This window comes from Halosimplex carlsbadense 2-9-1, from assembly GCF_000337455.1.
Lineage (GTDB): Archaea > Halobacteriota > Halobacteria > Halobacteriales > Haloarculaceae > Halosimplex > Halosimplex carlsbadense.
In genome coordinates this window covers 78,429-101,448 of record NZ_AOIU01000004.1, presented here as the reverse complement: position 1 = coordinate 101,448, position 23,020 = coordinate 78,429, and the positions used below count along the sequence as shown (strand labels likewise).

Genomic DNA, 23,020 nt, shown 5'->3' with positions numbered 1-23,020 from the left:
GTCACGACTCGCTCCGTGTCGCCGTTGGCTCGCCGCTCGACGCGCCGTCGCGCACCTGCGCCCCATACATGTCTCCGAGCGAACGGACTCCCCGCTGGTAAGGATTTCCCCGCCGAGCCGACGACCGGGCGGGGGGACGAGCCGACGTGTCCGGCCGACCCGCGAGGCCGACCTGCGCGACCGGGCCAGCGTTTAAGCCCCGCGGCCGCGAGGCACGGGTCGATGCGGGAAGTCTCGGTCGAGCGGTTCGTCGACGCGACGCCGGCGGAGGTGCGGCGAGCGCTCGCGCCGGGCGTCGTCGTCGAGTACGAGGGGAGTTTCGAGGTGCTGGAGGTCGAGGAGCGCGACGACGCGACGTTCGTGACCGCGGGCGCCCGCGGCGTCGGCGTCGCCCTCCGGTTCGAGTCCGGCGAGGACGGCCTGCGATACGAGCAGGTCGGCGACGCCGGCCCGTTCGACGAGCTGTGGACCGAGATCGACTGGACGGCCGACCACGAGGGCACGCGCGTCGTCGCGACCTCCGGTGTGAGTCTCGGGCTCCCGCTGGCCGCCGTCACCGACCGCGTCGCCGCCTGGAAGCGCCGCGGCGAACTCGACCGGGCGCTCGCACGACTCGACGACGACCTCCACTGACTCGCCCGTGCGCCTCCCTCGCACGACCGGCGGGCAATTATGTCGATTCAGTGAATACTTTCGGACGCCCATGGGTGTGCTCACGACTATCACGGAGCTGCTCCGCGCCTCGACGCAGAATCCCACACGGGGCGAAGATCCGACGCGGGAGTCGACGGGCGCCTACTGGTGTCACGACTGCGACGAGCGCGTGCTCGATCTCGACGCCGAGGGCGACGCCGCGCCCCCGTGCCCGTCCTGCGGCGACGAGATGACGTTCGAGCGCTCGGCCGCGTCGACCGGCTGCGCCTGCTGACCGGAACTGCCGGGCAGACGACCGCCCGTCCCGGGTCCACCTGAACCCATGGGACCGGGGGAGCCACGACGGATCCCGTACCCGCGTCGTCGGCCCAACCGGCGACGTTCGCCGCCGTCGCAGTTCCCCGCTGACATCTTTAAGTGTGACCGTCTGCTACGAACGTTCATGGCAGACGACGGCCGACCGCTCGCTCGGCGTATCGCGACGTTCCGCGAGCGGTTCGCGGAGTGGCTCCACGGGCTCTATCACGGGATGGTCGAGCATCCATCCTTCGAGAAGATAGAGAAGGAGGCCGAGGACGTCGAGGACACGTTCCTGTTCGCCTGTTTCGCCGACGCCTTCGGCATCCCGAGCCCGGCGTCGTACTACACGGCCGAACTCCTGCCGTATCTCGCCGAGGAGTTCGAGGCCTGGGAGCGGCGCATGTGGGACCGCGGCTCGTGGCTCGAACGCAAAGGCCAGCAGTACCACGTCCACTGATGGTGGGGATCGTCGACCGGAGGGTCCTCGTGCGGAGGGGAGCCTGACCGTGGAGCAGTTCGTCTTCTTCGGCGGGAAGGGCGGCGTCGGCAAGACCACCGTCTCCTGCGCCTACGCGCTCAAATGCGCCGAGGCGGGCCTGGACACGCTCGTCGTCTCGACGGACCCGGCCCACAGCACCGCCGACGTGTTCGACCAGGCGTTCGACGACGACCCGACCGCGGTCGAGGGCCGCGAGCGCCTCTGGGCCATGGAGATCGACCCCGACGAGGAGGTCGAACGGCACATGGGGGAGATCCGCCGGCGCATGAACGAGCAGGTCAGCGCCGCCATCGTCAACGAGATCGATCGCCAGATCGAGCTCGCCCACCGGACGCCGGGCGCCTACGAGGCCGCGCTGTTCGACCGGTTCATCGAGGTGATGCGGACCGCCGACGACTACGACCGCGTCGTCTTCGACACCTCGCCGACCGGCGGGACGTTGCGGCTGCTCGCGCTCCCCGACTTTCTCGAAGGCTGGATCGAACGGCTTGTCGCCAAGCGGACGAAGTCGGTCGACCTGTTCGAGAAGGCGGCCGTCGGCGACCGGGAGGCCCGCCGGAAACTCGACGAGGACCCGCTGATCGCCCACCTGCAGGGCCGCAAAGAGCGTTTCGAGTTCGCCGGCCGCACGCTGCGCGACGAGTCGGCTTTCTTCCTCGTGGTCAATCCCGACGAGCTGTCGATCCGCGAGACCGAGCGGGCGGTCGCCGAGATGGCCGAGCAGGACCTCGGCGTCGAGGGGTTGGTCGTCAACAGGGTGACGCCCGCGCCCGACGAGGACGAGCAGGGCCGGGGCGCGACGTGGCTGCGCGACCGCGTCGCGACCGAGCGCGAGCGGATCGACGAGATCCGGCGGGCGTTCGACGAGCCGGTCGTCGCCGAGATCGAGTCGCGCGTCCGCGAGGTGAAAGGCGACCTGCTCGCGGCGGTGGCCGACGAACTCGCCATCGACGCGGACGCGGGCTCCGTCGAAGCGTAAGGCGCGCACGACCCCCGGTTCCGACGACCGCTCCGTTCGGTCCACTCCGCGGACGACCGCTCTGCCCGGCCCACTCCGTCGACGATCGCTCTGTTCGGCACCCCCGACGCGGCGCTCGACCACACTTACCGCCGTTTTGCCGCCGTTAACTATTGGATAACCTATATTATAATCTTCAGGTTTTATAGTGTTCTTTCGTGATGTGGGGTGTGTGGTGACAACACATGGTACAGGTGATGTGGCTCGCGATAGCGGCACTGGCAACGTTCTCGGTGGGGTATCTGGGCTACTCCAGGTATCTGGCGCGGTTCGTCGAACTCGACGACGAACGTGAGACACCGGCGCACAAGTACGACGACGGGCAGGAGTACGTCCCGTCGAAAAAGCCGGTCTTACTGGGCCATCACTACTCCAGTATCGCCGGCGGCGCGCCGATCGCGGGGCCGATCACGGCCGCCGCGGCGTTCGGGTGGATCCCCGCGATCATCTGGGTCGCGATCGGGAACCCGCTCTTTGGCGCCGTCCACGACTTCATGTCGCTGTCGTCGAGCGTCCGCCACGACGGCAAGTCGATCGGATACATCATCGGCCAGTACGTCGGCGAGCGCGGCAAGGACATGCTGCTGTGGTTCGCGTACCTGACTATCATCCTCGTCATCGCCGCCTTCGCCTACCTGATCGGGCTGGTGTTCGACGCCTTCCCGTGGACGGCGACGGCGTCGTTCGTCTACATCGCCCTGGCGATCCTGTTCGGGGTGTATCTCTACCAGCTCAACGGCCCGTTCCTGCCGGGTGCCGTCGCCTTCGTGGCGCTGGTGTTCGGCGGCGTCTGGGTCGGCCTGGAGTACCCCGTCGCGCTGTTCGCACGCGAGGGGCTCCCGGCCGAGACCATCGTCCTGCTGGGCGACGGCGGGATGTGGCTCCCGCTGGCGAACGCGCAGAACCCCAACATGGGCGGCTGGGTGCTCGTGACCGTCATCTACGCCTTCGCCGCGAGCGTCCTGCCCGTCTGGGTGCTGCTCCAGCCGCGTGACTTCCTCACCTCCAGCCTGCTGTACGTCGGCGTCGGCGGCATGATCCTCGGCGCCATCGTCGGCACCGTCGTCGGCTTCACGGACATCACGATCAACGTCGCCTCGGCAGGGATCGAGGGCGTCCAGGTCACGTCGCTGACGACGCAGATCCCCGGCTGGACCGGCTTCATCCATCCGGAACTGGGGGCGCTGTTCCCGTTCCTGTTCGTCACCATCGCCTGCGGGACCATCAGCGGGTTCCACTCGCTGGTCTCCTCCGGGACGACCGCCAAACAGCTGAACAAGGAGTCCGACGCCCGTCTCATCGGCTATGGCGGGATGCTCGGCGAGGGCCTGCTCGCCGTCACCGCGATCCTCGCCGTCTCGCTGGTCGTCGGCGCGGGCGACTCGCTCAGCTCCGCGCTCGTCACCTTCCCCGCCGGCGGCGGCGCCCTGCTGACGGTCTTCGGTCTGGGTGTCACCGCCGCGGCGACGTTCATCGGCCTCGTGTTCGTCAGCTTCCTGCTGACCAGCACCGACACCGCGATGCGGCTCGGCCGCTACATGCTCGAAGAGATCGTCGGCACGCCCGAGACCGACCTCGAACGCACGGTGACCAACCGCTACGTCAACGCCGGTATCCTCTCGCTGGCGGGCTACTTCCTCGTCGCTTCGGGCCAGTGGTCGAACATCTGGCCGCTCTTTGGCGGCGCCAACCAGGCGCTGGCGGCGCTGGCGCTGCTGGTCGCGACCGTCTGGCTGGCCAACTGGGACGACAACAAACAGCTCGTCAGCACCGGCGCGCCGCTCGTCTTCATGCTCGCGGTGACCGTCTGGGCGCTGGTGACCATCGGCGTCTACCGCAACCCCATGGCCCTCATGACCGGCGACTACAGCGGCACAATCGGCGCCGCGTCGCTCGTCTTCCAGAGCGTCATCGCGCTCGTGCTCGTCGGACTCATCTTCGGCCTCGTCTGGTTCAGCTACGACAACATCCGGGAAGCCCGCGGCGGCCTCGACCGTGAGGCCATCGTCGGCGCGGGCGAGGAGAGCGGCGTCGAACCCGGCGACGACTAGAGGAACCGACCGAGGAGTCCCGACGACTCCTCTTCGTCCGGCGAAGACCACAGGTCGAACGCCCGGTCGAGGTCCGTCGCCCGACTCGTCACGACTTCCTCGCGCTCGGGCGCCACCACCACGAGGTTCACCTCGTAGTGGCCGTAGTAGCCGTACCTGATCAGCGTCCGGTCTTTGAACCCCTCGACGAACGCCCGGACTGCACCCGGAATCCGCGGAACGACCAGCGCGACCGTGAAGTCCGTGCTGAAGTGCTCTTCGTCGGCGTCGATCCACTCGTCGGCCAGCTCGTGGGCCCACTCGACGTACGCTTCCAGGTCGGCGACCCCCACACCGTCCCGGCGCGCGACGAACAGGTGTTCGGTCGAGCCGTGGTTCGCGTAGTTCAGCGCCGCGTGGAACAGCTGTTTGCGGCTCTCGATCTCCATCCGCCCGTACAGCGTGAACGACTCCCCCGCGACCGTCCGACCGTTCTCCAGGTCGAAGTTGTGCAGCAGCCGCCCGCTCACCCGCTCGACGTAGTCGTCGTCCCACACCGGCACGTCCTCGGGCGTCGCCTCGCCGGTCGCGGTCGCCTCGTCGATGTCGACCGCCCCGGTCGGTTCCGGTCGCTCGCCCTCCTCGTCCGCGTCGGCTCGCTCCCGGTCGCTCATCTCTCGCCCACCTCGGAGGGGTGTACGTCGTCGACGGCCGGCGCCCCCACGCATAGCGCGACCGCTCGCCCGTTGGCCGATTCGGAGACGTGCGCCCGCTGTGGGCTGTCCGGCTCGACGACGGACGCTGCGTGAGGGAGCGATCGCTGGACGGTCGACCGGCCCAGCGCCGGCTCGGTCTCCCTCACCGCCACGTGACGGTATTCCATATCACACTCGTGGGGTCCGGGCGACAAAAACGTGCGCCCGGAACGACACGCGGTGTCGTTCGGTTGGTGTCTCGGACGTATCGGTGGTCACGGGTGAACGAGTCGCGGAACGAAGTTGCACGACAGCGACCGTACTCACTGGGGACAGCAAACGATGAAAGCCCTCGACGCGCTCGCTCACGGGTCGTTGCACTCCCCGTTCGCATGTCGAGGCGCTCGCTTCGCCCGCGCCTCGCACTCGCGGTCGCTCAGGCGACTATCGGCGCGAGCGCGCTTCGCCCGTTCAGTCCACCAGGAGAGCAAGCTCTCCTGAGCCTTCGTTCGCTTCGTCTTCGCGCGGCAGCGCCGCGCGAACGGTCCGAGGGAGCTTCGCTCCCTCGCTACTCACGAGGACACCAGGACAGCACGACACCGCAGACTACCACACGCCTCCCCAACCGATTGCGTTGCTCGTCGCAGGCTCCTACGCTACTCATCCCTCGCACGACTCCGTCGCGCGCCACTGCGGTTGGTCAGTCGCTGTTCTGCACTGAGCATCCGGCGCCGAAGGCGCCGGTTCACCGCTCGCGCCGTCGGCGCGAGCGGCCTTTTTCACCCATCTTTTTGCCGGCCGGGTGTCCTCGGTCGCTACGCTCCCTGCGGGCACCCGGCCGGCAAAAAGATGGGCTGGCAACCTTTAACCGCAGCGAGTGCGAACCAACGGCTGAATCGATGGCTCCGAAAGACACCGAGGCGTGCGGTCGTTGCAGTATGACCAGCGTCGTCAGCGCCGCGAGCGAGGGCGACGACGGGAGCGACCGCGACCCGTTCGGCGACGCGCGCATCGAGGTCCCCGAGGACCAGCTACGCCGCGCCGCGACGCCCCAGGTCCTGCTGGGTCGGGCGAAGCGCCGGATCGACCAACTTGCGACGAAGATCACCTACGGGCGATAATGGAGGAGAGCGTCTCCGGGTTCAAGACCCGCGGCGGATGGGTCGACGCCGTCGAACACGGCGAGCGGATCGTCCGCGCGCTCAAGGACCTGCAGGCCGACGGCGAAGAGGACGTGTCACTGGCCGCCCTCGACGAGTTCGACGAGTGGCGCCCCAAGAGCCACGAGCGACTCGACGAGGACGTCAACGAGAAGACCGCGGACCAGGCCAGCGTCGAGGAGGGCGAGGGCGAGAAGGCCGGCAAGGACCCCGACGAGGACCTGCAGAAGGCCGGCGAGAAGCTCACCGAGTCCTACGAGAGCCTCGAGGACGAGGAGACCGACGAGGCCGTCGACAAGTGGGGCGAGTCGCTCGACTACGTCGCCCGGGCGGCCGACTCTGCCGGCCGCAAGGCCGTCCGGAAGGTCGAGGACGCCGTCTACCGCAACGTGATGACCCAGATCGCGCCGTACTACTTCGACAACGAGCTCGTCAGCGCGAACCTCCAGCGGGTCAACGGCGACGACCGCCCCGAGTACGTCTTCGAGATCAACGTCAACGACGACGACCTGAAGATCAAGGTGTCGAACAAGCTGGCCGACTACGAGTCGACCGTCGACCGCTGGCACGTCGACACCGAGAAGGTCACAGACGCCGCCGAGGCCGCCGAGGGCGTCGAGGCACCCGACCTGGGCGACCAGGCCGACTCCGAGACGACCTGAGTCGGCGCTCGCGCTCACCCACCTTCTACTCCGCCGCAGTCGGCAGGCTATTATACCGACCCCCGTTAGCCGTGCCCAGATGGCATCGCTGGCGATACTGATGGTCGCGGCCGCGGCGAGTCTCTTCATGGCGTGGGCGATCGGCGCCGGATCCTCGGGGTCGACCCCCTTCGCGCCGGCCGTCGGCGCCAACGCGATCTCGGTGATGCGCGCCGGGTTTATCGTCGGCATCCTCGGGCTGGCCGGCGCGGTCTTCCAGGGCGCCAACGTCACCGAGGCGGTCGGCCAGGAACTGATCCAGGGAGTCACGCTCTCGCCGACCGCCGCCGTAGTCGGGCTGACGACCGCCGCGATACTGGTCGCCGTCGGCGTCTTCGCCGGCTACCCGATCGCCACCGCCTTCACCGTCACCGGCGCGGTCGTCGGCGTCGGACTCGCCCTCGGGGGCGACCCCGCGTGGGCGAAGTACCAGCAGATCGCGGCGCTGTGGATCGCCGTCCCGTTCGTCGGCGGCGGCGTCGCCTACGGAACCGCACGCCTGCTCCGCAGCGAGAGCGTCGCCGAACGGCTCGCGGTCCCCGCGCTCGCGGGCGTCGTCGGCGTCATCCTCGCCAACGTCCAGTTCGTCTTCCTCGGCCCCGCCGGCGAGCAGGATTCGGTCGTCACCGCGGTCGGGGCCGCCGTCGACGCGCCGTTGCTGGCCGTTCGAGCCGGCGTCTCGCTCGCGTTCGCCGCCGCCGCGGCGCTGGCGCTGTGGGTCGACATCCGCTCGAACGGCGAGCGCGGGCAACGGCACTTCCTGCTCGTGCTGGGCGGCCTCGTCGCCTTCTCCGCCGGCGGCAGCCAGGTCGGCCTCGCGATCGGCCCGCTGGTCCCCCTGCTCGACCCCTTCGGGCTCCCCATCGTCGCCGTCCTGCTGGGCGGCGGACTCGGGCTCCTGATCGGTTCGTGGACCGGCGCCCCGCGGATGATCAAGGCGCTCTCGCAGGACTACTCCTCGCTGGGCCCCCGTCGTTCGATCGCCGCGCTCATCCCTTCTTTCGCCATCGCCCAGACCGCCGTCTTCTTCGGTATCCCCGTCTCGTTCAACGAGATCATCGTCTCGGCCATCGTCGGCAGCGGCTACGCCGCCGGCAACAGCGCCGTCAGCGGCGAGAAGATGCTCAAGACCGTCGCCGCCTGGGTCGGCTCGCTGGTGCTGGCGCTCGGCGTGAGTTACGGTGCGTTCGCGGCCGTCGACTTCGTGGTGTGACGCTCTCGCTCCCCGCTACGACAGATCGGGCACGTCGCTTCCGCCTAGGAGCAGTTCTCGCCGGGTCAGCCCCTGTTCGTCTGTGATCTCGGAGAGGCGCTCCAGCTCCGTCTCGGTGACTTCGATACTGTGTTGTGCCGTCCCTGTCGACTGTACCGGCTCCCGACACTCGGGAGTTCACTGACCCACTGGCGTTCGGATGCGTCTCCCGAGCGATGTTTCGCCGCGAGTCAACACGCACCACACACCGGACCGAAAAAGAACACAGCGGCGTCTCGACCGGAGGCCGGTCGCGAGCTTACTCGTCGTCGCCGAGGAGGTCGGCGGGGTCCTCGCCGCCGCGCTCGGCGATCCGGGCGTTGATCTGGCGGGTGGCCTCGCCGACCTCGCGGCCGCGGACGGTGACGCGCTTGCGCTCGCCGTCGCGACCGGGCTCGTAGCCCGTGCCGCCTTCGAGCATGATCTGCTTGAGTTCCGTGCCGCGCACGTCGTCGCGCATCGGGCGGCCGGTCTCGTCGGAGCCGCCGGTGATCTCGACGGTGTAGCCCGAGAGGCCGACGCTCCCGCCGTCGACTTCCTCACCGATCTCGCGACCGATGAACCGGTTGGCGTCCTGTCCGTCGATCTCCACCTGGTAGGTGTGGCCGTCCTCCGGGTCGGAGACGGCGACCGTGAAATCTGCCATACCCGGTCGAACTCGACGCGCGTTCAAAAGCCCGTCGGAACGCCCCGTCCGTCGCTGTCCCCGCCGAGCCAACCGTTCGCACGGTCGCGAGCTATCCCCGGTCGCCGCCGTCGCTCGCGCTCGTGGTCCCATCGCCGAGATCCATCATGAATCCGGTCTCGGCCTCGCGGTCGAACCCGCAGGACTCATAAAAATCGTGTCTGCCGCCGACAGTAAACCGCGGTGGCCAGCCGCGACCGTTCGACCCGAACGCTCATGTGTCGACTATCCGATCACTCGGACATGTCAGGCTGGTCACCCCCGTCGCCGCCGCGCGAGTTGGCCGTGGGATTCGGGGTCGCGTTCGTGGTAGTAACCCTCTACGCGATTCTCGTCCAGAACGCCGTCCTGTGGGCGATACTACTCGGACTGCTCGTCGGGCTCGGCTACGCTCTCTGGCGCCTGCTCGTCGCGGTTGAGGCGATCGCCGACGGTGTCCACCGCCTCGCCGACGGGTCCGACGACCGTTGAATCCGTTCGACCGTTCGGAAACCCCGCTCACGCCCGTTGGACGCCCACCACGGTCGAGACGCGGGCGTTCTCCTTCAGGCGGATGCCAGCGCCGCCGACCGACAGCGGGACGCGACCGAGTTCGGACAGTTCGAGCGTCGGATGGAAGGCGCCGCGGGCGACCACGGCGTCCCGGGTCTGCACCCGCGCGACCGAGTCTTCCGGGACCGCCAGCGACTCGTTGTACTCGACGAGGTATTGGCCCGCGTCGAGGTGCCACCACTCGTAGTCGTCGTCTTCGTCTCGAAACTGCCGGTCGTGGGGTTCGAGGTCGGCGGCTTCCAGCTCGCCGCCGCCGAAGTCCACGCGACCGGGCTCGACGATTTCGTAGACCTCCGTCACCGTGAGATCGAGCCCCCGTCCCTCCGTCTGAGTCGGCTCGTGGACGATGCCGTCGACGAACGCCGTTAGATCCGTCATGTCCGTGTCTCCGCCCGCTCCGGGCAAAAGCGTGGGGTCAGTCTGCCAGTGCTCGGTTCGCGTGCTCACGTACCAATTGTTTCGGGTGTTCGAGTTGCGGAATGAAGTCGACGACAGCGACTGCACTCACCGGGGACAGCAAGCGTTGAAAGCCCTCGGTGCGCTCGCGGTCGCTGACCGGGATATCCGCGCTCTCGGCACCGCCCGCGCGGATAGTGCCCGCTCAAGCGACTACATGAACGCAAGCGCGCCTCGCCCTTTCAGTCCACCAGGGACTGCACCGCACAGCACCGCAACCAGCCACACACCTCCCCAGCCGATTGCGCTTCTCGCTCACTGCGTTCGCTCCGATGCTCATCCCTCGCACGATGTTGTCACGTCTGGCGAGAGCGAAGCTCTCGCTGACCCTCGCTCGCTTCGCTCACGAGGAAGACGAGACGCGCGACAGCGCGCGCCACGGTGGATTGCTACGTCTATCACCTGTATTGAACGCCACTCCCGACCGAGCGAGACGGGGCGAACCGGACTTGCCCCGACTACTGCGGGTCCAGGTCGCCGGACCCGACCATCGCTTCGAGCGGGTTGTCGTCGATCCCCAGCGGGAACTCGACCCGGCCGCGCCGCCGAGCGGACTCCCAGACCCCGAAGATGATCTCCGTGCTGTTGAGCGCGTTCTCGGCGCCGATCACCGGCTGCTCGCCCGACTCCAGACAGTCGACGACGTGGGCGACCGCGTCGTGGATCGGGTCGGTCCAGGCGCCCTCCTCGACCGTCTCGCTGTTCCACTCTTCGCCCGCCGCCCGCCAGCGCAGGTCTCCCTCGGCGTCCTCGGGGCCGACTTCGAGGATGCCCTCGCTTCCGACGAAGCGCATGTCGGCGGGGACGAACGAGCGGTCGCCGCCGGTCGAGACGACGGCGTCGACGCCGCTCTCGTAGCGCCAGTGGGCGTGAGCCTGGTTCTCGTTGTGGGCACCGAACCACTGATTCTCTTCTCGGTAGTCGACCTGACCGATCACCCACTCGGCCGGGCGGTCGCCAGCGACGCCGGTCGCGAAGTCGATCATGTGCGTCCCGCCGTCGTAGATGTTGCCCGGTGCAAGCTCGACCCGCTCCAGGCCGCCGACGGCGCCGTCCTCGATCCGTTCGCGGGCTTCGACCCAGGTCGGCTTGAACCGGCGCATGTGGTTGAACGTGAGCTGGACGCCCGCCTCGCGACACCCCTCGGCCATCCGTCGGGAGTTCCCCCAGGTGAGGTCCATCGGCTTCTCGCAGTGGATCGCGTCGACGCTGTCGGCTCGCGCGCAGTCGAGGACCACGTCGGCGTGGTCTTCGGGCCACACCGAAATCGAGACGATGTCGGGCTCGGCCTCGGCCAGCATCCGTTCGTAGTCCTCGAAGACGTCGCCGTCGTCGATGTCGAAGCGGCTCGCGAACGCCGCGGCGCGCTCCCGTTGCAGGTCCGCGCAGGCGACGAGTTCGCAGTCGTCGAGCTTCTCGTAGCCCTCGGCGTGGTAGTAGTTCATCGCGAAGCCCTCGGGATTCGGGTTCTTCAGGTCCGCCTGGTCCCCTGTTCCGACGAACGCGATATCGTAGGTAGGCACGACTACCCCTCCCACGGGGGCTCCGTTAGTCCTTGCGCCCGCGGAAGTCCGGTTGCTCCCGGAACCGGCCCGGGCGACTCACCCCTCGAATCCGTCCTCACGGTTCGCTTCGCTCACCGTTCGGTCTCGGAGGTCCTCGCATCGCTCGCGGCTTCGCCGCTCGCGTTTTCGAGGCGCTCCCGTCAGTCGCGCCTCGCTCAGCTCGGACCTCCCTCTTCCCACCGAAAGACGCCATCGCGCTGTACGACCTCGCCGTCGACCTCCAGCCGCGAGTCGCCGGTCATGTCCGTGATCAGGTCGACGTGGACCGCCGAGTCGTTGCCCGACTCGCCGTCGGGAAGGTTGGCGTCGTAGGCGCGGCCGAGCGCCAGATGCACCGTCCCGGCCATCTTCTCGTCGAAGAGGATCCGACCGGTCGGGCGGTCGATACCGCGATTCATCCCGATCCCGAGTTCGCCCAGCTGTCGGGAGCCGCCGTCCGTCTGGATGATCTCGTCGATCACGTCCTCGCCCTGGGCGGCCTCCCAGTCGACGACGACGCCGTCTTTGAACGTGAGCTTCACGTCGCGCACGTCGCGACCGCGGACCGTCATCGGCACGTCGAAGGTGACGACGCCGGCGGTGTCGTAGGGGGCGGTGAACACCTCGCCCGAGGGGAGGTTGTGCGAGTCGTAGGCGACGCTGGCGGCGGAGTTGACGGCGGTGCGGCCGTCGATGAACAGGGTGATGTCGGTCCCCTCGTTGACGATCCGGACCTCCTCGCCGTCGTCGAGGATCTCTTTCAACTGGTCCATCTCCTCGGCGAGGCTCTCCCAGTCGCGCAGGGTGGCGTCGTAGACGAACTCGGCGTACTCCGCGTAGGCCATCCCGGCCTGCTGGGCGAGCGACCGGGTGGGGTGGACGGTCGAGACCCAGTCGGTCGATAGTCGAGCCTCCCTGATCCCCTGGCGTGCGCGGCCGTAGCGCTGGGTGCGCTCGCCGGGCACGTCGGCGGTCGCCGCCGTGTTGCGCCCGCCGCCCAGCGACAGCACGCTGTCGGCGTTTTCGTACAGCGATAGCTCGTGTATCGGATCCGCGTCGAACTCGCCGTCGTGGGCGCGGAGGTAGGCCCGCTGGACCTCTTCGGAGGCGTAGACAGTCGTCACGTTCGCCCCGCGCTCGCCCAGCGCCTCGGCGACGGCCACGGCGAGGTCGTGGGCGCCCTCGTCGACGGACACGACCACGTCGTCGCCGGCCTCGATCCGCGCGCTCCAGTCGACCAGCGTTTCCGCGTGTTCGCGTACGCGTTCGTCCATACCTCGCCGTCGGCCGCCGCGGACTAAACGGTGGCGCGGCGAGCCCGCCGCGCGGTCGCCCACGTTCGACGACCGCGGCCCCACCCCCCGATCTATCGCGATCCCCTTCCTGTCACTCGTGTTTAGGGCCGCCTAAAATCCGAAACGGCTTTATGGAATTAGGTGTGCCTAAAACGTATGGCAGACTTCGACTCCGACGCGACGCGCAGAGCGTATCTGGCCGGTGCGGCGGCCGTCCTCGGCGGGAGCGCCCTCGCGGGCTGTGCCAGCGACGGCGGCTCGACCGACACACCCGCCGACGAGGGCGACCCCACTGCGACACCGACGGCGACACCCACCGACGCGCAGACCCCGACGGAGGCGTCGGGCACTGCGACGGAGACGCCCGCGACCACGCAGTCCTCGTCGGTGGAGACGCCGTACTCGGTGTCTATGGAGCCGATGGGGAGCGTCGAGTTCGATTCGGTGCCCGAGACCTGGGTCGCCAACAACGGCTCGTGGGCCGACATGGGGGTCGCGCTCGGGCTCGAACCGCCGGAGGGCGTCTGGCTGAAGAACCGCTATCACACCGACTACTACGACTCGATCCCGGGCGTCAGCGTCGACAAGAGCGACATGGTGTCGCTCTACCAGGACGGCGGTATCGACAAGGAGATCTTCTACGAACTCGACGCGGACGTGCACGTCTTCGATCCGAACTTCCTGATGAATCGATTCACGGGCTGGGAGCAGTCGGACGTGGACGAGATCACCTCGGAGATCGCGCCGGTCTTCGGCAACTGCATCTACGCCCAGCACTACCCCTGGCATTCGGACTACCGGTACTACACCCTGATGGAGGGCTTCGAGAAGCTCGCGCAGGTGTTCGGTCGGACCGACCGCTACGAGGCCTTCGAGGCCGTCCACGACGACTTCCAGTCGAACCTCGCACCCGTCGTGCCCAACCAGGGCAGCCGTCCCGAGGTCGCCGTCCTCTGGGGGGTCGGCAACGAGCCCGAGGAGTACTATCCCTACGTCATCGGTGAGGGGACCGGCTTCAAGCACCTCACCGACCTCCGCGTGCGCGACGCGCTCGCGAGCACGGACATCAAGGACTTCCACGGCTCGCGGGCGGCCATCGACCTGGAGACGCTGCTGAAGGTCGACCCCGAGGTCATGATGCTGCGCGGCTACGAGGCCATGTCCGCCTCCGAGTTCCGGGACACCGTCGTCTCGTTCCTCGAAGACCACCAGACCGCCAGCGCGCTCACGGCCGTCCAGAACGGCGACGTGTACCGCGCCGGCGGCCTCTACCAGGGCCCGATCACGAGCATGGTGCTGACCGAGCGGACCGCGAGCCAGCTCTACGGCGCCGACGCCGAGCTGTTCGACCGCGAACGGGTCGCCGAGATCGTCGCGGGTGACCTGTAGATGAGCGACGCGGGCGAGGGGAACGGGGAGTCCGAGTCCCCGCTGGAGTCAGCGGATGCGGTCGTGGTCGGCTGCGGTCCGGCGGGCGCGGCGGCCGGTGTCTTCCTCGCTCGCTCCGGGCTCGACACCGTCGTCTTCGACCGCGGTACCGCCTCGCTCGACCGCTGTGCGTTTCTCGGCAACTACCCCGGCTTCCCGGCCGGCATCGACGTGGGGACCTTCCAGACGCTACTGTGCGAGCACGCCCGCGAAGCCGGCTGCCGGCTCGTCGACGACCTCGTCGAGTCCGTCGAACGGGCGACCGAGGCGAGCGAGAGCGACGAGAAAGCTCGACTCCCACTGGCCGTCGAGACCCAGGGCGGTCGCCGCGTCGTCGCCGAGAGAGTGGTCGCCGCCACGCGCTACACCGGCGAGTACTGCCGACCGCTCGACGGCGACGCGATGTTCGAAACGCACGAACACGACGGCGAGGAACACGAACACTTCGACCCCGACTACGCCGACGAGGACGGTCGGACGCCGGTCGAGGGACTGTACGTCGCCTCGCCGTCGGGCCAGCGCGACGTGCAGGCCGTCGTCGCCGCCGGACGGGGCGCCCACGTCGCGCGGACGCTGCTCGAAGACCGTCGCGTCGAGCAAGGCTACCCTGTGGACCTCGCGCGCCACTACGACTGGCTCCGCCCCGACAGCGAGTTCGAGGGCGAGTGGGGCGAGCGCGAGCGCTGGCGGGAGTGGTTCGACGAGCGCGTCCCCGAGGACCACGACGCGAGCGCCGACCGACTCGACGCGCTCCGCGAGGCGTACATCGACGACGCCTTCGACACTCGCCGGAGCGCCGACGAGGTCGACGACCTGACAGACCGCGCCCACCGCCGACTCCTCGACCACCTCGACGACGACGCGGTCCTCGAACGGGCCGCCGAGATCGAAGCCGAGCGAGACGAATCGCCCGCAAACGGGGGAGAGAGGCGGTGAGTTTCCCCTTCTCCCGCCCGGCGCACCGAACCGCAACCACTAAGCCGCTGTTTAGGCATACCTAAATCGATCGAATGCCGGAGAATGCTCAGCCGGATGCCGGATCGGGAGCGGCCGACAGCGCCCGCTTCGGGTGGGTCGACCGCTCGCTGCTGGGGCTGTGTCTGGCCGGTCTCGCGGTCACGGTGGCCGGGGGGCTCGTGCAGGTGAGCTTCGGGTCGTACTCGATGTCAGTGGTCCAGGCCTGGAGCGCCGTCTTCGACCCGTCGGTCCTGCTCGACCACCGCTGGATACTCAACTTCCTGCTCGGCGAGGGGCTGATGCGGACGGTCACGGGCTTCGGCGGCGAGCTGCCGGAGCTCGCGACGCCGACGCTCATCGTCTGGACGATCCGGCTGCCGCGCGTGTTCGTCGCCGGCCTCGTCGGCGCCAACCTCGCCGTCTCGGGCGCAATCTTCCAGGCCGTGACGCGCAACGAACTGGCGAGTCCGTTCGTGCTCGGCGTCTCCTCGGGAGCCGGTCTGCTCATCCTCCTGACGCTGGTCGTCTTCCCGATGCTGGCGGCGGCGCTCCCCATCATCGCCGCCCTCGGCGGGATGGCCGCGTTCGTCATCGTCTACGTCATCGCCTGGAAGGGCGGCACCTCGCCCGTGCGACTGGTACTGGCGGGCGTCATCGTCGGCACGGTCTTCCAGAGCCTCCAGACCGGCCTCTTCTTCTTCGCCGACAGCATCGGCGTGGTCCAGTCGGCCATCCAGTGGACGACCGGGTCGCTGACCGGCGTCGACTGGGAGCAGGTCCGCACTGCGCTCCCGTGGTCGATACTCGCTATCGGCCTCTCGCTCGTCGGCGCGCGCCAGCTGAACGTCCTGCTGCTGGGCGAACGCACCGCCTCCTCGCTCGGGATGAACGTCGAGCGGATGCGCTTTGCCCTCTCGGCGGTGGGCGTGCTCGCCGCCGCGGCGAGCATCGCCGTCGCCGGCATCGTCGGCTTCGTCGGGCTCATCGTGCCCCACGTGGTCCGCAACATCGTCGGGAGCGACTACCGCCGGCTCGTCGTCGGCTGTCTGTTCGCCGGCCCCGCCCTCCTCGTCGCCGCCGACGTGGGCGCGCGGCTCGCTATCCCCGTCCTCGCGGGCGGGAGCGGCCAGCTCCCCGTCGGCATCGTCACCGGCCTCGTGGGCGGCCCGTACTTCCTCTATCTGATGCGCAAACAGGAGCAACTCGGAGCAATATGAGCCAGAGCGACACCACCCCGACCCCGCCGTACCGCGACGACGAACACACCGACTGCGACGAGAGCCCCGACGCCCAGTCGGCGCTCGCGGCGCCCGCCATCGGCGCCGACGGGGACAGCGGCACGCCCTTCGAGGCCGAGGACCTGGTCGTCGGCTACCCCACCAGCGAGGAGCCCGTCGTCGACGGCGAGTCGCTCGTCGCCGCGCCCGGCGAGGTCACCGCGCTCGTCGGCCCCAACGGCAGCGGCAAGAGCACCCTCCTGAAAGCGATGGCCGACCAGCTCGCCCCCGAGGCCGGCGCCGTCCGCATCGACGGCAGCGCGGTCGCCGACATGGACGCCAAGGACCTGGCCCGCCGGCTGGGCCTGCTCTCCCAGGAGAACGTCGCGCCCGACACCATCACCGTCGAGAAGCTCGTCGAACACGGCCGCTACCCCCATCGCGGCTTCTTCGACGGTCTCACCGACGAGGACCGGGCCGCCGTCGACCGCGCCATCGATCTGGCCGGCGTCGACCACCTCCGCGGCCGGGACGTGGGCAGTCTCTCCGGCGGCCAGAAACAGCTCGTCTGGATCGCGATGGTCCTCGCCCAGGAGACGGACGTGCTCTTGCTCGACGAACCCACTACCTTCCTCGACATGCACCACCAGCTCGAAGTGATGGAGATCGTCGAGACGCTGCGCGAGGAGAGCGACAAGACCGTCGTCGTCGTCCTCCACGACCTCCAGCAGGCCGCCCGCCTGGCTGACCGCGTCGTCGCGCTGCAGGACGGCGCCGTCCGGAGTCGGGGCAGCCCCGAAGCGGTCGTCACCGAGGAGATGCTCGCCGACGTGTTCGGTATCGAAGCGGACGTCACGCAGTCCGACCTGGGCCCCCAGGTCACGCCGCTGCGTCCGCTGCACGACGACTGATCGCTCGTTACTCTGCTCCGGTCGCGTCGGTATCGAGGACACGTAGCCGGTAGCGCTCCGGCGTCGACCGCCCGTCTGCGGCCCTGTCGCGGTCCTCCGCCACCGCGAGTATTTCCGCGACGAACGACTTCGGCACCTCGACGCCGATGAAATCCTCGCCGCTCGTCACCAGCCGGGCCATCGTCCGTTCCGTGCCGTCGTCGTTGTAGATACTGCCGACCTTCTCGCCGTCGCGCTCGAAGTGCAACGTCACGTCGTTGACCCGCAGCGTCTCGAAGGTCACCTCGAAAACCGCCGAGTCGCTCTCGTAACGCGCCATGATCCCGCCGTCGACGGCTTCGACTATCGATGGCATGCCGACACTTGGGTCGCCAGTGACATACATAGCACGCCCCCGAGGTCATCTACACCCGACGATGTCTGACGCTGTCAACGCCGTGCCGATATATCGAATCCCGGGTCCGGCGGAAGACTGGAGGCTGCGAACGGGCCGCGACCCGGGCCGCGCTCGCTCCGGCGAGTCAGACCGCGGCGCGTTCAGACTCGATCCGCTCGACGTACGCATCGGTCACCAGATCGAGGATGGCCTCGCCCGCCTCGGCGGTCGCCTCGCTCGGGTCGCCGAGGACGCCGTTCTCGGTGATCGCCCGGAACCCCTCACTCAATAGCCGTGCGGTCGAGAACTCGCCCTCGGGCCCGGGTTCCACCTCGCCGGTTCGCACCAGCCCCTCGTCGATGGCCAGGACGATCGCCGTCTCGGCCGCGCCCGCGTGGATCACGTCCTGGTCGTAGTCGATCCCCGCCTCGTCCAGTCCCTCGTTCAGGAGTCGCATGTGTTCGTCGAGGTCCGCGAGCGCGATCACGCTCGCGTCGATCTCGCGGCCGATATCCGGCGCGACGGTGGTGACTGGCCCGAAGTTCCCACCGTGGGTGGGGACGAGGACCACGTGTTCGAAGCCGTGTTCGTCGAGTGAGCGACAGTACGACCGGATCACGTCCATCAGCGTCTCGGGCGGGACGGTGATCGTCCCGGGGAAGTCCATGTGATGGCCCGAACAGCCCGGGCGGATGGCCGGTGCGGCCAGCGCGTCCCCGAGGCGCTCGGCGATCCGCTCGGCGACTACCTCGCCGTCGAGGGTGTCCATGTTCAGCGGGAGATGCGGGCCGTGCTGCTCGATGGACCCGACGGGAACGATCACTGTGTCCGTGCCGTCGTCGAGCGTCGATTCGATCTCCGTCCACGATAGCTCTGCCAGGCGTACGGACCGACGAGAAGACATCCGGACCTGCTACACGCGTTCGCCGCGAAAGCCTTGCGGGACCCTGCGATCGGTTGTCACGGACGCGCCGGGAACCCGAAGTGTGGGACGAGGCCGCACGTCTGGGCGCTCTCGCGCTCAGTTCCGGCCGTCTCCACGGGCGACGGTGTTCGGGAGCGTCTGACGCTGTCAAGGCCATGCCGATATACGGAATCGGGAAAATCGGGCCCACTCGAAACAGGTCGGACGCCGCGAATTGGACTCGGACGGGAGACGTTTTCCGCGCACCGTACGGCTCTTCCGGCGTGGTCTGGCTGTAGCCGGTTTCCCGGCGTCGCCCTTCCGGGCTTTAGCTGGACTCACACCAGCGGTTGCCAGCGACCGGCTTCCCGAGCGCCGGTCACCCGGCGTCCGGTAGTTGGCCTTCGCACCGGTCCAGCCGGCTGGACCGGCCCTGACGCGCTTCGGTCCTCCTTCGAGGCGTTCATCTCGTCGCCCTGTTACGGGCCATTCGATTTTGCCTCCAACCCGAGCGAGCCCGTCCTGTCGGGCGCACCCACTCGGCTCGTCCGATCTGTCCTCGCCGCGTCCGCACTGTGTGGTATGGTGGCTATTGACAAGAGCGTTGTTGCGCGGTGCGTGCCGGTCGCGCGCCGGTTACCGTGACGTTCGGCCCGGTGGCGCACCCGACGCCGTTCGCCCCGTCGAACCGCGAAACCACAACCCCTACCTCCCCGCTCCGAGAGCGACCACACATGCAACTGGGCGTCGTCGGACTCGGCCGGATGGGACAGATCGTCGTCGACCGCGTGCTCGATGCGGGCCACGACGTAGTGGCCTTCGACCTCGACGAGGAGGCCGTCGCGACGGCGGCCGACGCGGGCGCTACGCCCGCCGACTCCGTCGTCGACCTCGCCGAGCGACTCGACGACGACAAACGGATCTGGCTGATGGTCCCCGCCGGTGAGGCCGTCGACGCCGCGCTCGACGACCTGGACCCGCACCTCGATTCCGACGACGTCGTGGTCGACGGCGGCAACTCCTACTTCGAGGACTCCGTCCGGCGCGCCGAGTCGACGACCACCGCCTACCTCGACTGTGGCACCTCCGGCGGCCCCGCGGGGGCGGAGCTGGGCTTCTCACTGATGGTCGGCGGTCCCGAGTGGGCCTACGAGGAACTCGTCCCCGTCTTCGACGCCGTCGCGACCGGTCCCGCGGGCCACGACCGCATGGGGCCAGCCGGCTCGGGTCACTACGTCAAGATGGTCCACAACGGCGTCGAGTACGCGCTGATGCAGACCTACGGCGAGGGGTTCGAACTGCTGGCGAACGGCCGCTACGACCTCGACTTGGAGTCGGTCGCGCGCACCTGGAACAACGGCGCGGTCATCCGCTCGTGGCTGCTTGAGCTCTGCGAGGAGGCCTTCGCCGAGGAAGGGAACCACCTCGGGACCGTCGCCGACCGCATCGAGGGCGGCTCGACGGGCACCTGGACGGTACAGGAAGCTCTGGAACAGGAGGTGCCCGTTCCCCTGATCTACCAGGCGCTCGCCGAACGCTTCGACTCGCGCTCGGCCGGCGGCGAGGGCCCCGGTCGGTTCTCTCGGCGGCTCGCCAACCGGCTTCGCTACGGGTTCGGGCGCCACGAGGTGCCGCGCCGGGAGGAGTAAACGCGACCCTATCGGGGCGGTCCCGTCGCCCGGAGAACACGTTCGGGGCCGACGTCGGGCGGTCGTCCACCGTTGAAGCGTCAGTTAGTTATACGGGCACTCCGAAGCCCGGATATGGACACTATAGTGAGTGTCGCGATCGGGGCGGCGTTGACACTCGTCGTCGTCGCGGTCCACTACGCGAGGGGGACCGGCTGGGAGCCCCCGGCGGACATCTCCCAGGATGTCCTCGAACAGCGTGCCGCGGCGGTGCCGGAGACGGACTTCCCCGAGCCGATGAACCGTTCGATCGGGGGCGGCGCGGCGGGCGCCATCCCGTCCGGCGAGGGCGGCGCGGAACTCGCCGAGGGCGACGAAGAGGAAGAGGACGAGGGCTTCGACCCCGAGGCCATCGCCGACGACGAGGTCGAGTACTACGAGATCGAGTTCGCCAAGGAAGGCGAGACCATCGAGATCGCCAACAACGAGAACATCCTCGACATGGGCGAGGAGGAAGGCTGGGACCTGCCCTACGCCTGCCGACAGGGACAGTGCGTCTCCTGCGCCGGCCAGATCCAGGACGGCGCCGCGCTCGATTACATCCAGCACGAGCACAACGAGGCGCTGTTCGACGACGACCTCGACGACGGCTACTGCCTGACCTGCGTCGCCTACCCGACCGACGACTTCACCATCGAGACGGGCGAGCAGCCCTGACCTCGGCCCGAGTTCTCCGCGTTCCGTCGCCGTCTCACAACGATTAAGAGTGGGACCGCGCTACCCGAATACGAGGGCCCGTAGCTCAGTGGACAGAGTGCTTGGTTCCGGACCAAGTTGCCCGGGGTTCAAATCCCCGCGGGCTCGCTTCTCGAAATTCGAACCGCGCGAAGTTTCATCTCCGCGCATCACCTGCATTTCGTGTGCGACCGACCGGGGATTTGAACCCTGGCAGTCGCAGCCCCGGGCGCGCAGCGAACGGCGTGAGCGAGCACCCTGGAACGTCTTCCTCCGGTTCAAATCCCCGCGGGCTCGCTTCTCGAAATTCGAACCGCGCGGAGTCTCATCTCCGCCCGACACCTTCCTTTCCCGTCGAGCGGGGAGTCGAACCCGCGAGTCGGGCTGTCGATCAGCCGGAGCCGGCGACGGTCCGTTCGATCGTGTCGGTGTTGCCGGCGCCGTCGACGACGGTGACGACGACGCGGTACTCCCCGCGGATCCGGCTGCCCTCGACCCGCAGCGACCCTGTGGTCGAGGCCGCGTCGCCGGCGACCGTCTCGGACGTGTCGTCGAGGGCCGTCCCGTCGAGCGACCGGAGCTCGAACTCGACCCGTGAGAGGTCGCCGTCGGCGTCCGCAGTCGCGACGTCGACGTCGTACTCGTCGACGCGGCCGTTACCTCGGGCCTTTCGCTCGACGCCGTCGAACTGCACGGTCGGCGCCGTCCCGGTGGCTTCTCCGCCTCCGCCCTGTTCGTCGCCGGTCCCGGTGCCGTCGGTGCCGTTCCCCACCGCGACGGGGCCGACAGCCTGAAGCGACATCGTCACCGCCCGCCGCGGGGCCTCGCCGGGGCCGAACCGGAGCGTGACGGTGGCGTTGGCCACTCCCTCGACGTTCGCGGGGGCCTCGTAGACGAACGACGCCCGGCCGTCGGCGTCGGTGGTCGCGTTCGTCCGGCGGAGCCGGCCCGCGTCCGCGGTGTCGCCGTTCTCGGCCGTGACCGTCCCGTTGACGAGGACGCCCGAAACTGGGTTGTCGAAGCGGTCCCGGGCCTCGACGACGAGCCGCTGGCGGCTGCTCTCCCGGACGGTCGCGTCGTCGCCCTCGACCGCGGTGAGATACGCCGCCCGCTCGTCGGTCGCGTCGGCGGCGATCCCGACCTCCCCGAGCCGGAGGTCGTAGGTGGCGTTCGCTTCGAGCGTGACCGTGAGCCGGCCGCAGGGGTCGGGCGCCGGGTTCGCACAGCCGTAGTCGTCGACGTAGCGGTCGTTCGTCGGTTCGTCGCTCCCGTCGTATTCCGGCGCGAGCAGCTCCGTCCAGGTGTCCTCGGGGATCGCGGTCGGGACGGAGACGGTGATCGGGTCGTCGCCGGCGGTGACGCTGACGGTCCGGGTCGGGGCGCTGGTCGGTTCGACCGTCACCGGGAGCGCGCCGACGCGGCCGGTCGAGCGGTTGCCGTCGAAGGCGACCAGCGAGACCCGCCGGCCGTCGACGAACGTGTCGGGACTCACGGCGAGGGTCCGCTCGTCGAAGCGGTTGACCAGCGCCCAGGGTTCGAGCCGCGTCACCGGCGCGCTGTCGTACTCGTTGTAGTTGGGCGCGTAGACGACGCCCGTCGTCGGGACCCGGCGTTCGGTCCCGTTCCAGAAGTCGCGGCTCTCGCCGCCCGCGACGGCGTTGTCGACGACGACGGGGCGCCGTTCGACGGTTCGGACGGTCCCCGTCGCCGGGCCGGGGTTGACGAACAGCGGGCGGACGGGGTAGCGTAGACCCGCCTCGATCCGGACGGTCTGCTCGACGCCGGTCGCGGCCGTCCGGTCGACGGCGGCCGCGAGGTCGACCACGTCCGACTGGACGCGCTCGCTGTGGCGGAACTCCGTCTGTTCGTTGAGCGCCGGGATCGCCGTCGCCTGTAACACCGACAGCAGCAGGACCAGGAGGGCGAACATCAGCACCGCGCCGACGACCGGCGAGACGGCGCGGCCGGCGCCGGACAGCCCGGCCCCGCGGGGCGACCGGTCGGAGTGAGTGGTGTCGAACAT

24 protein-coding genes and 1 tRNA gene are annotated in these 23,020 nt (G+C 68.9%); 16 read left to right on the top strand and 9 right to left on the bottom strand.

The features are described 5' to 3' along the window. The first annotated feature begins 222 nt into the window (after positions 1-222). The 5 genes from C475_RS01020 to C475_RS01000 all read left to right on the top strand — a co-directional run bounded on the left by C475_RS01020 (position 223) and on the right by C475_RS01000 (position 4,522). Positions 223-633 (top strand): hypothetical protein, encoded by a 411-nt coding sequence (locus tag C475_RS01020; protein ID WP_006881859.1) that lies wholly within the window; start codon positions 223-225, stop codon positions 631-633. A gap of 70 nt (positions 634-703) precedes the next feature. After that, on the top strand, positions 704-928 hold the full coding sequence (locus C475_RS01015) for a zinc-ribbon domain-containing protein (protein ID WP_006881858.1): 225 nt from the start codon (positions 704-706) through the stop codon (positions 926-928). Between the two features lie 168 nt (positions 929-1,096). Next, positions 1,097-1,411 (top strand): hypothetical protein, encoded by a 315-nt coding sequence (locus tag C475_RS01010; RefSeq protein WP_006881857.1) that lies wholly within the window; start codon positions 1,097-1,099, stop codon positions 1,409-1,411. Between the two features lie 49 nt (positions 1,412-1,460). After that, entirely contained in the window at positions 1,461-2,432 is a 972-nt protein-coding gene (locus tag C475_RS01005; RefSeq protein ID WP_006881856.1) for an ArsA family ATPase, read from the top strand. A 224-nt stretch (positions 2,433-2,656) separates the two neighbouring features. Beyond that, entirely contained in the window at positions 2,657-4,522 is a 1,866-nt protein-coding gene (locus C475_RS01000; RefSeq protein WP_006881855.1) for a carbon starvation CstA family protein, read from the top strand. Here the strand turns inward: C475_RS01000 and C475_RS00995 are convergent. Further along, a complete protein-coding gene (locus tag C475_RS00995) occupies positions 4,519-5,175 on the bottom strand; it encodes a hypothetical protein (RefSeq protein ID WP_006881854.1) in 657 nt (218 codons plus the stop codon). The two genes, C475_RS01000 and C475_RS00995, sit on opposite strands and share 4 nt — an antisense overlap. Beyond that, positions 5,172-5,384 carry a hypothetical protein gene (locus C475_RS00990; protein WP_006881853.1) on the bottom strand — a complete coding sequence of 71 codons (213 nt, stop codon included), beginning with the start codon at positions 5,382-5,384 and terminating at the stop codon, positions 5,172-5,174. The genes C475_RS00995 and C475_RS00990 overlap by 4 nt, the downstream gene beginning before the upstream one ends. Positions 5,385-6,134: 750 nt before the next feature. On the opposite strand from C475_RS00990, the gene C475_RS00985 reads away from it, so the two are divergent. The 3 genes from C475_RS00985 to C475_RS00975 all read left to right on the top strand — a co-directional run bounded on the left by C475_RS00985 (position 6,135) and on the right by C475_RS00975 (position 8,270). Next, a complete protein-coding gene (locus C475_RS00985) occupies positions 6,135-6,317 on the top strand; it encodes a hypothetical protein (protein WP_006881852.1) in 183 nt (60 codons plus the stop codon). Beyond that, entirely contained in the window at positions 6,317-7,018 is a 702-nt protein-coding gene (locus C475_RS00980; RefSeq protein ID WP_006881851.1) for a DUF5828 family protein, read from the top strand. Before C475_RS00985 ends, C475_RS00980 begins: the two co-directional genes overlap by 1 nt. Before the next feature lie 79 nt (positions 7,019-7,097). Next, positions 7,098-8,270, top strand: a complete 1,173-nt coding sequence (locus C475_RS00975) for an inorganic phosphate transporter (RefSeq protein ID WP_006881850.1) — start codon at positions 7,098-7,100, stop codon at positions 8,268-8,270. A gap of 298 nt (positions 8,271-8,568) precedes the next feature. Here C475_RS00975 and C475_RS00970 read toward each other — a convergent pair whose 3' ends face one another. Further along, on the bottom strand, positions 8,569-8,955 hold the full coding sequence (locus tag C475_RS00970; RefSeq protein WP_006881849.1) for a 30S ribosomal protein S6e: 387 nt from the start codon (positions 8,953-8,955) through the stop codon (positions 8,569-8,571). A 282-nt stretch (positions 8,956-9,237) separates the two neighbouring features. On the opposite strand from C475_RS00970, the gene C475_RS00965 reads away from it, so the two are divergent. Then, positions 9,238-9,465 (top strand): hypothetical protein, encoded by a 228-nt coding sequence (locus tag C475_RS00965; protein WP_152436293.1) that lies wholly within the window; start codon positions 9,238-9,240, stop codon positions 9,463-9,465. Between the two features lie 27 nt (positions 9,466-9,492). Here C475_RS00965 and C475_RS00960 read toward each other — a convergent pair whose 3' ends face one another. The 3 genes from C475_RS00960 to C475_RS00950 form a co-directional block, all read right to left on the bottom strand. Further along, complete coding sequence (locus C475_RS00960) at positions 9,493-9,924, bottom strand: dCTP deaminase/dUTPase family protein (protein WP_006881847.1); 432 nt, start codon at positions 9,922-9,924, stop codon at positions 9,493-9,495. Positions 9,925-10,460: 536 nt separating this feature from the next. Continuing rightward, positions 10,461-11,525: a Gfo/Idh/MocA family protein gene (locus C475_RS00955; RefSeq protein ID WP_006881846.1), complete on the bottom strand. Its 1,065-nt coding sequence runs from the start codon at positions 11,523-11,525 to the stop codon at positions 10,461-10,463. Between the two features lie 197 nt (positions 11,526-11,722). Further along, positions 11,723-12,820, bottom strand: coding sequence for an aminopeptidase (locus C475_RS00950; RefSeq protein WP_006881845.1), 1,098 nt, complete (start codon positions 12,818-12,820; stop codon positions 11,723-11,725). Positions 12,821-12,997: 177 nt separating this feature from the next. Here C475_RS00950 and C475_RS00945 point away from each other — a divergent pair, with 177 nt between their 5' ends. From C475_RS00945 to C475_RS00930, 4 genes are all read left to right on the top strand, one after another. Further along, the gene (locus C475_RS00945) at positions 12,998-14,230 is read left to right on the top strand and encodes an ABC transporter substrate-binding protein (RefSeq protein WP_006881844.1); all 1,233 of its coding nucleotides are present in this window, start codon (positions 12,998-13,000) and stop codon (positions 14,228-14,230) included. Continuing rightward, positions 14,231-15,205, top strand: a complete 975-nt coding sequence (locus C475_RS00940; RefSeq protein ID WP_006881843.1) for an FAD-dependent oxidoreductase — start codon at positions 14,231-14,233, stop codon at positions 15,203-15,205. Between the two features lie 74 nt (positions 15,206-15,279). Next, positions 15,280-16,443: a FecCD family ABC transporter permease gene (locus C475_RS00935; protein WP_006881842.1), complete on the top strand. Its 1,164-nt coding sequence runs from the start codon at positions 15,280-15,282 to the stop codon at positions 16,441-16,443. Further along, positions 16,440-17,354, top strand: a complete 915-nt coding sequence (locus C475_RS00930; protein WP_006881841.1) for an ABC transporter ATP-binding protein — start codon at positions 16,440-16,442, stop codon at positions 17,352-17,354. The genes C475_RS00935 and C475_RS00930 overlap by 4 nt, the downstream gene beginning before the upstream one ends. 7 nt (positions 17,355-17,361) lie before the next feature. On the opposite strand, the gene C475_RS00925 is transcribed toward C475_RS00930, so the two are convergent. Both C475_RS00925 and C475_RS00920 read right to left on the bottom strand, forming a co-directional pair. Beyond that, positions 17,362-17,709: a hypothetical protein gene (locus C475_RS00925; protein ID WP_006881840.1), complete on the bottom strand. Its 348-nt coding sequence runs from the start codon at positions 17,707-17,709 to the stop codon at positions 17,362-17,364. A 166-nt stretch (positions 17,710-17,875) separates the two neighbouring features. Continuing rightward, positions 17,876-18,634 carry a creatininase family protein gene (locus tag C475_RS00920; RefSeq protein ID WP_006881839.1) on the bottom strand — a complete coding sequence of 253 codons (759 nt, stop codon included), beginning with the start codon at positions 18,632-18,634 and terminating at the stop codon, positions 17,876-17,878. A 734-nt stretch (positions 18,635-19,368) separates the two neighbouring features. On the opposite strand from C475_RS00920, the gene gnd reads away from it, so the two are divergent. The 3 genes from gnd to C475_RS00905 all read left to right on the top strand — a co-directional run bounded on the left by gnd (position 19,369) and on the right by C475_RS00905 (position 21,126). Next, complete coding sequence (gene gnd, locus C475_RS00915; protein ID WP_006881838.1) at positions 19,369-20,283, top strand: phosphogluconate dehydrogenase (NAD(+)-dependent, decarboxylating); 915 nt, start codon at positions 19,369-19,371, stop codon at positions 20,281-20,283. 114 nt (positions 20,284-20,397) lie between these two features. Next, entirely contained in the window at positions 20,398-20,979 is a 582-nt protein-coding gene (locus tag C475_RS00910; protein WP_006881837.1) for a 2Fe-2S iron-sulfur cluster-binding protein, read from the top strand. Positions 20,980-21,053: 74 nt separating this feature from the next. Continuing rightward, positions 21,054-21,126: transfer RNA gene (locus tag C475_RS00905), tRNA-Arg, on the top strand. A gap of 262 nt (positions 21,127-21,388) precedes the next feature. Here the strand turns inward: C475_RS00905 and C475_RS00900 are convergent. After that, positions 21,389-23,020 carry a type IV pilin gene (locus C475_RS00900; RefSeq protein WP_006881836.1) on the bottom strand — a complete coding sequence of 544 codons (1,632 nt, stop codon included), beginning with the start codon at positions 23,018-23,020 and terminating at the stop codon, positions 21,389-21,391.